General features: G+C 59.6%; 3 protein-coding genes and 2 pseudogenes. 2 read left to right on the top strand and 3 right to left on the bottom strand.

The window, feature by feature from the left end:
* Positions 1-11: 11 nt before the first annotated feature.
* Entirely contained in the window at positions 12-2,018 is a 2,007-nt protein-coding gene (locus ACIBEA_RS43695) for a DUF4158 domain-containing protein (RefSeq protein WP_399270002.1), read from the bottom strand.
* Positions 2,019-2,147: 129 nt separating this feature from the next.
* Positions 2,148-2,513 (bottom strand): annotated as a pseudogene (locus tag ACIBEA_RS43690) (transposase); the annotation flags it as partial.
* Positions 2,514-3,092: 579 nt separating this feature from the next.
* On the opposite strand from ACIBEA_RS43690, the gene ACIBEA_RS43685 reads away from it, so the two are divergent.
* Entirely contained in the window at positions 3,093-6,473 is a 3,381-nt protein-coding gene (locus ACIBEA_RS43685) for a hypothetical protein (protein ID WP_399270000.1), read from the top strand.
* A gap of 31 nt (positions 6,474-6,504) precedes the next feature.
* Here ACIBEA_RS43685 and ACIBEA_RS43680 read toward each other — a convergent pair.
* Positions 6,505-7,322 (bottom strand): IS5 family transposase gene (locus ACIBEA_RS43680; protein WP_399269998.1). Its coding sequence is split into 2 segments (ribosomal slippage): positions 6,505-6,974 and positions 6,974-7,322, totalling 819 coding nucleotides; the frame shifts between segments, so codons are not numbered across the junction.
* A 172-nt stretch (positions 7,323-7,494) separates the two neighbouring features.
* Between ACIBEA_RS43680 and ACIBEA_RS43675 the strand changes: the two are divergent.
* Positions 7,495-7,820 (top strand): annotated as a pseudogene (locus tag ACIBEA_RS43675) (ISAzo13 family transposase); the annotation flags it as partial.
* Between the last annotated feature and the right edge of the window lie 77 nt (positions 7,821-7,897).

The following is a 7,897-nucleotide window of genomic DNA, read 5'->3' as shown; positions in this document are numbered from 1 at the left end:
CCTCGGCTACCTCACCCCGGCCGAGACCAGGCAGCGGCAACAGCACGCCCTCGCAGCGTAGACATCGAGTGTCCAGGATCACGGGGAAACTTCACCACGGACTTGATCCCGGTGTTCGTGCCATAGGCGTAGATGACCAGCAGCAGGCGTTCGGCCAGCACTTCCGACGAGAGGCTGCCGCCGCCGGAGACGGAGGTGACCGCGTCCAGGCAGCCGGTCCGCAGCACCGCCTCCTTCAACATGTCCACGAGGGGCACGATGCCCCACCGCCGCTGTACCTCACCCTTGACCCTGCGCAGATTGCGTGGCTCCGGCTGGGCCTCGGCCGCCGTCAGCCGGATCGCCCCGGACTTCCGCTCGGTGATGTCCAGCCAGGACAGCTTGGGCATCTGCTCGTTCAGCAGAGACAGCTCGGCCGTCATCTGCTCGCGCAGTTCGTCGATGAACACCGAGGCGTCGAGCGGCTTGCGCAGCTCGCGGTAGTTCTCCTCCCGCCTTGCCTCGAAGTCCTGTGGCAGGTCCTCGTCCGGGTTGCGCCACCTGTCGGCGCCGACCACCCAGATCTCCTTGCACTTGAGCTGATCGCGCAGAGCCTGGAAGGCGACGACCTCGTAGACCATGCGGACCACCCGGCGCCGGCCGCGCTGGTCGGTGCGGTGCACGACCTCCGCCCAGTCGCCGCCCATCGCCTTGTGTACCGGCACCGTCTCGCCCAGCGGGTAGTACGTCGTGTTCCCGGCGCTCGCGTAGCGGGCCACCAGTGCCAGCGCCTCGATCACTGGCCGGTGGGCGTGGTTGCTGGAACGGAACTCCAGCACGTCCAGCAGCTTGATCAGCCCGCGCCGGTAGTGGCTGGTGTATGACGCCTTCAGGGTGGTCTGCACCGTGCGCCGGTAGACCGGCCCGCGGGTCTTGAACTCGTGCACCAGCTCCCGCAACGTCGCCTCGCCCCCGGACACCGCCGGGAACACGACCTGCCGCACTGTCCCCTCCGGGGTGCCGAGCGAGGCCTCGGCGAGCTTGAAGAGGATGTTCTCCTTGCCCGACACCTTCTTGAACGCGTCGACCAGCTGCTCGGTGACCTTCTTCTCCGCCCGCGCCCCGATCCGGTGCACGGTTGAGATCAGCAGCTCCACCAGGGTGTCGGTGATCTCGCGCTCCCGTTCGTGCAGGAGCGCGGCCAGCAGGGTCACCCGCAGCGGCACCGGGTGCGTCCGCAGGTGGGAAGGCGACTCCACCGCAGCCCGCGCCCGCCAGCCGGCCAGCACCTTCGGCGCCACATCGATGAACAGATCCGGCGGCAGGCCGACTGCCCGCACCGCCAAGAGCTTGTCGATCTCGGTAAGCATCGTCTCCAGGCTCACGTTGCCCGGAGCCTCCTTGATCTTCCCCAGCACCGGCCAACCATCCTCGCCGTCGATGTCTCCATCACCAGGTCCGGCCTCGTCGTCCTGGTCGGTGCCGCCGGCCACCAGAGCCGCGATCCGCACAACGCTCTCCGCGGTCAGCCGCGAGGAGATCCGTTCCGTCAATACCTCCTCGGCTGCCCGCAGGGCAGCCGCGACGATCCGGTCGCACCGCCCCGGCGTGGGCGGCTCAATGCTCTCGACACGGCAACGCGCCAGCAACTCAACCCGCACCTGCTCGGGCCTGCGTTCCTTGTGCGCAACGTGCTCGGCCAGATATGCCGTCAGCTTCTCCGCATCCGCGACGCTGCACTCACGGAAACCGAGATGCCCCCGGATCTGCGCGCGGTGGTACTCGACCGTACGGCCCGTCCACTCGTAGAAACCCAGCTCAGACGCATGAACCTGCACCTGCCGAGCCACGAACTCCACGGCCTCGCTACGCAGCTCCGCCCGGCCTCGGGGAAACCGGCCGTGCTGCGTGTAGAACTTCAGCAGGACGGCGAAGCCCAGCCGCGTCGCACCACGCTTGCCGGACACCAGTACCTGCTCGTCCTTCAGCAGCGTCCAGTGCTCGACCAGCTCATCCAGGTCCAACGGGGTACGGGCCACGGTCGTAGATCGTCCTCGCATGAGCTCACACACCACAGCCGTACAGCCTCGGGCTCACCCGCACGAGGGATGCCCTCGCAAGATCACCACCGTTTGCGTCTGGTGACACGGTTCTTACCAGCATCCCTAGACCCCGGCCAGGTGGGCCGATATCTCCCCGTGCGTGAGGCCCTTCGCGGACAGCGAGAGCACCATCTCGTCGATGCCCGTCAGACGTCGCTGACGCTTCTTCACGATCTGCGGCTCGAAGGTCCCGGCGGTGTCACGGGGCACCTTCACCTCGACCGGACCGACGTCAGTCAGCACCGTCTTCGACCGGGACCCGTTACGGCTGTTGCCGCTGTTGCGGCCCGTCGCGTCGCGCTTGTCATAGCCGACGTGATCGGTGATCTCGCCTTCCAGGGCAGACTCCAGCACCCTCTTGGTCAGCTGCTGCAGCAGCCCGCCCTCCCCGGTCAGCTGCAGCCCGTCAGTACGGGCCCGGCCGACCAGCATCGCGATCAACTGCTCATCCGACACCGCCTCCGCAGCCGACTCGACGGCCACCTCTTCCACGGCCTCGTACTCGGCGAGGGTCTCGCTCATCAGGCGTCTCCTTGATCATCAGATCCGCCGTCTATTGGACACTCCCGGTGCTGCAGCCGGTGCGGGCCCGGGTGCCCCAGCGCCTGCCCAAGCGTCCAGCAGTTGCGTGTGTCCAGCTCCAGCAACAGCCCCGCGACCAGCTCGGCGGCCGTCGCCCGCGTTTCACGCCGTGTGAAACAGCCCGAGACGGCTGCCATGACCCTCCCGAATGTCTCGCCCCACGCCTGCTCGGCTATCGCAGCCTCCGCAGCCACCGCGTCTTGATACGTCGTCACAAACGTTCATGATCGCGGTGGCCGTCCTCATACCCGCACGCACCCCGAAAAGACACTGACCAGCACAGACGCTGGAACTACAGCTGCCGTGTCGATTGCCCTCGACTATGAATCAGCCCTGGCACAGCCATCGCCTGATCCCACGCAAGATCACCAACAGAGTCTGGGCCATTGGCCCTGCCTGGACATTGGACCAACACCTTATGGAGCTCACATGCCAGCACACAGCGAATTCCAGAAGGCTCGACCCAAGGCAACTTCGAAGAAAAAGAAAAAAGCAGGAGCCGCGAAAGAACCGGAAGCAGTTCCAGATCCCGATTTTAGGGAGTTGGAGGAGGTAGTAGCACTGGATGAGCTCATGAGCATTCTCACCAAAGAAGAAGAGGACGACCTTGACAGATATGACACGAAACTCACCGATCGGAATAATGCTTTCCAAACCATTTTGAGTACCGGAGAATCCTCCATAAGGAGACTCGAGGCCCTGAGAGATAAACACACCAAGCTGCTTGGAGATAAGCATGCCGAGAGCATGGCCACTCCTGACCCGGCAACGAAGATGAGGCTGGAGAAAGAAGCAGATGAAATACTGCAAACCACGAACAAGCTGAATTCACAGATTTCTTATATGGTAATTAACCACCTTGGCATTCTGGAGGGAGGCGCAAAGTCTGGTGACGCGCTCGTAGATAAGCGTAAGCTCTGGGATAAGTACCTCGAAACCAAGGCGTACAAGGAATCAATGAAGACCAGGAAAATGGATCGCGCCAACGAGAGAGTAAACGCCTACGGTAACATTCGAGAGTACGCGGTGCAACATGGTTACGCTAAAGCGCGGGGCGACAGAGAGTCGACGCCAGATCAGAAAAGTAACATGCACGAATTTGATGGTCTCCTCGGAGATCATTTCGCCGCAGGCGAAATTCGGGCCCAAGCGAGAGGGGCAGAAAAGGACCGGATCGATAAACTGCGAGAAGAGCAAAGGTCGGCTGAGTGGAACGCGGAGAAGGAAAAAGACCGAGCCAGGAGGCGAGACCAAGCGGAGGAAGATAGGATGGATATCCTCCGTGACATGGCCAAGCCGAAGGAAAAGAGCGGCCCGAAACCGGCGGTAGGGGGGCCAACGGGCAGCCCGGGGCTCAGCCTGCTCGCCAGGACAGCAAAATCAGGATTTAAAAAACTCGGAAAGGTAGTAGTGCAAGCGGATTTGACCGCCGGCATAAAAGCCGCCAAAGGCAGGATCAGCGAACCCTTAGAGCAAACAAGAAGGGACCTGATTAAGGCCAGGAATGTGGTGAAGAAGGAAAATGGGGAACGACTCAAAGATAAGGTCAAATATTTCGAGTCAAGCACATATAAAGATCTCGTTGTGGATGAGAACATCCTGGCCCGGGATAAGATGATCAGCGAAAAGAGAATGCAAGAACACAGAGATGCAACGAAAGGTTTAGTAGACGTTCTAAAGCAAAGGAAGGTGCAAAAGCTTGAGGACGGTATCATCCTTGACTCGATAATCGACACTTCTCTCGATTCAGTCGCCGTAGATGTAACCGAGGCGACTCTCTATCAAAAGCTTCGGTCCTGGTTGCTTGCCGGCTCCGGCCTGAATATTACACATGTCATGTTAGCCGATGTACTGGGCATGCAAGCTGACAGCCCTGAGATCCGAGAGTTGCTGCAAACACCCGAGATGGCCATAGCTAGAATCCTCGAACAGCGTTCCAACAACAAGGGCCCCGTTACGGGACTGCCCGGATCTGATGTGGGACCGTTGGGGAGGTTGGGCTTTGCGATCGCGAAAGCGCTTGAGCTGACCCAGTCACTATGGGAGCAAGATCGCAAGGCGCACATGCCGAACGTAGATGAGGCAAACAAAAATAGGCGAGAGGAGTGGCAGCGCGACATCAACAAAAATGAGAATTGGATGGAAAAACTCAACAAACACAAGGCAGACGAACAGCCCGCAGACGCATTACCGACTGAGGCCAGCCAGTCCTCCTTCGACGCCCTCGGCGCCACTGCCGGAGCAATAGGGAGTTATGTCGACCGTGTCCTTGACCGCGCAATGGCACCGGGGACACTGATCGGAGGTGACGCCGCCATCATCAAAGGAAAACATAATCCGTTTAATGTTTATACAGTTGCCGACGTTGATTCGGACTATGGAAGAAATTTAAACGCGACTATGCGCGCAAAGCAGGCAGCGGACTACCTCGTCAATGCGCTGGGTAGCGCTTATACTCCATCCAAGGCTCCGACGGGGATGAATCATTTTGTAGCTTTATCCGGGATTGAGGGGAAAACTGTCGAGAAGATGATCGGGGCATATGAGGGGAAAGTGCCAAAGATCAAAATCCACTGGAATAGTGGAATACGGGCAGATAAATCGGTGAGGCCTCCTACACTCAAACCACAACCTGACCAATTAGTTTATATTGCAGCCGTTATCGTAAGCTCCACCGCAGAACTACATAATAAGATCGGTACTGGCTACGACGAACGCAAATCCTATGCCGATCTGATCAAGGAAGGCCGGATCAGCGAAGAAGACATCCCAGGGCCAATGAATATCCTGTTTGCTTTCAAGCCTGAAATTAAGATAGCTCCTGGGGGCCCCGCTGCAATGCAAGGTGCACTGAACACGTTAGGAAGCGCCGCAGGTGCGCTCGTGGATGTCACAAAGCTATTCCATACAGCTGTCTTCAAACGACTGCAGCAAAAAATACTTGACGAATTGCCCTCTCCCTATTCGGAAGTCGACTTGTACAATGGGCAAATTATGCTCCAGCTGCTCAGCCGGGTTAAATCCGATCGTGTTATGAAGCTGCTGGACCACCTTGGCGATGAAGAGAAGAATGCTTTCGCGAAAGCCCTTGAGCTTAATGCATACATAGTGACAGCAGAAGCGGAAAGGGCTAAGGTCTTTAAAGAGAAACCCGTCAATAGTAATCTCGTTGGAAACCTCGCCCTTAACGGGCTTAAAGCCATTGCCAATGCAGTGGCAACGGCACTTGATTTTGCCGTAGGTCACAACTTGGGCAAAGCTACGGTTTTCGTCGGAGGCGTAACAGAGAACGACGTTACCGCCATGAGGAATATAGTCCTCCATAGCTACAGGGAAGAGGTCCTTGGGGTCGACTACACGGCGAATCCAGTGGGAGATAAGATGCGCGAAGCTCGTCGGAGAAAACAACAAGAGAAGACTGCTCCAGTAGCGCCGAAGCAAGTAGGATTCCGGCAGGGACTTTCCAATATGGGACTATCTGTAACGCCTTACATGCAAAGATCGGTTCAATCCGTTGTCACTTGGGTGAAACTTGGTAGTCCAACTGAGGTACAACCGGATGCGGGCTACGGGGCCACACATCAACCGGTATTAATATTGGGTTCTGCATTTGTGGTAAACCGCGGCAACATTACTATAGGAGAAGTTCAGCTCTTGAAGGACGGGAAGGTATTGATTATCCTTGACCAGGACGATTCATGGGGAATCCAAGTGTCCGCGGATCAGGGGCCATTGCGCATTTACCAAACGAAAGGTAAACACATATTCACCCCTGAACATATTGGGGACAATATAACGGTAAACATCTGACCTTCTCGGCAATGTTGCCTAAGACCGTGTCCTATTTGGTGAGGCGGACGAGGCGTTTGTAGCAGCAGAGGGCGGCGGCGAGGCCGAGAAAGGCCAGGTAATTGCGGGGGTGGCGTTCGTAGCGGTGGTTGAGTCGGCGGTAACCGGTCAGCCAGGACATGGTCCGCTCGATCACCCATCGGCGTCGCCCAAGCCGTTCCGATGACTCGACGCCTTTGCGGGCGATGCGGACGCCGATCCGCTTACCTCGGAGCCATTTCCGCAGTTCAGGTATATCGTAGGCCTTGTCGGCGTGCAGGCGTTGGGGTTTGAAGTGGCGGCCGCGGTGGGGGTCGTGTCTCGTTTGGTGGCCGAGCAGCATCGGCTTCAAGGCTTGGCTGTCGTGGGTGTTGGCGGCTGAGATGCCGACGAGGAGGGGCAGCCCGTTCGCGTCCGACAAGACGTGCATCTTGGAACCCGGCTTGCCCCGGTCCACGGGGCTCGGACCTGTGAGTTCGCCCCTTTTTTAGCCCGGACATGAGCGGAGTCGAGCACTGCGCGGGAGACATCAAGGAGACCCGCGTCGTCGAGCCGGTGCAGGATCTTCTCGTGTAGCCGGCCCCAGACGCCAGCCCTCGACCAGATCAGGAACCTGCGGTGGGCGGTCGACTTCGATATCCCGAAGCAGGGCGGCAGTGCCCGCCAGGCGCAGCCGCTGACCAGGACGTAGATGATTGCCGCGAACAGCGTCTCATCAGGCGTGTCCTGCGTTCCACCGCCCTGCGGCCGCACCCTCGACGGCGGGATCAGCGGCTCCGCGATCTCCCATAACCCGTCCGGAGCAATCCAACTCCATGCACCCCGCCCCATACGAAGCACAACGACGCCTCACCACATAGGACACGGTCTAAAGACCACGATCTGGTCGGAGATTTTCTGATCACGACCTTGAGGCGCCTTCCAGGTGAACGGGCTGGGTCGAGCCAAAGGGCTTGCAGGGGATCAAGGTGTTACTTCCCGCTCTGGTGCTCGTTGGCGTGGTATGCGCATCCCGGATGAGACCCGTGCTCAACTTGCCTTGAAGTTCGCTGTGTTGTTCCCGCATTTGGACGAGCGGCAGCGGCGTCTGCTGATGGCCGCGGAGGCTCGGGGCTGGGGCATGGAGGTGTCCGGGCAGTCGCACGGTCGGCCGAGGTGAGTGAGACGACGGTCCGCAAGGGCGTGTGGGAGCTCGAGGCGGGCGTGGAGCCGCTGGGGCGGGTGCGGCGGACGGGCGGTGGTCGCAAACGGGTCGTGGATCTCGATCCGGGGCTGCGGCCCGCACTTTTGGCGCTGGTGGAGCCGGACGAGTGTCCCTCCCCTCGTAGCGTGGAGTCCGTGATTGCAGGGGATGTTGGGGTTCATGGGTTCCAAGCAACGGACGTACACGTCTGAGTTTCGTGAGG

It is taken from the genome of Streptomyces sp. NPDC051555, assembly GCF_044454405.1.
Classification (GTDB): Bacteria; Actinomycetota; Actinomycetes; order Streptomycetales; family Streptomycetaceae; genus Streptomyces.
This window is presented reverse-complemented; position numbering and strand designations above follow the sequence as displayed.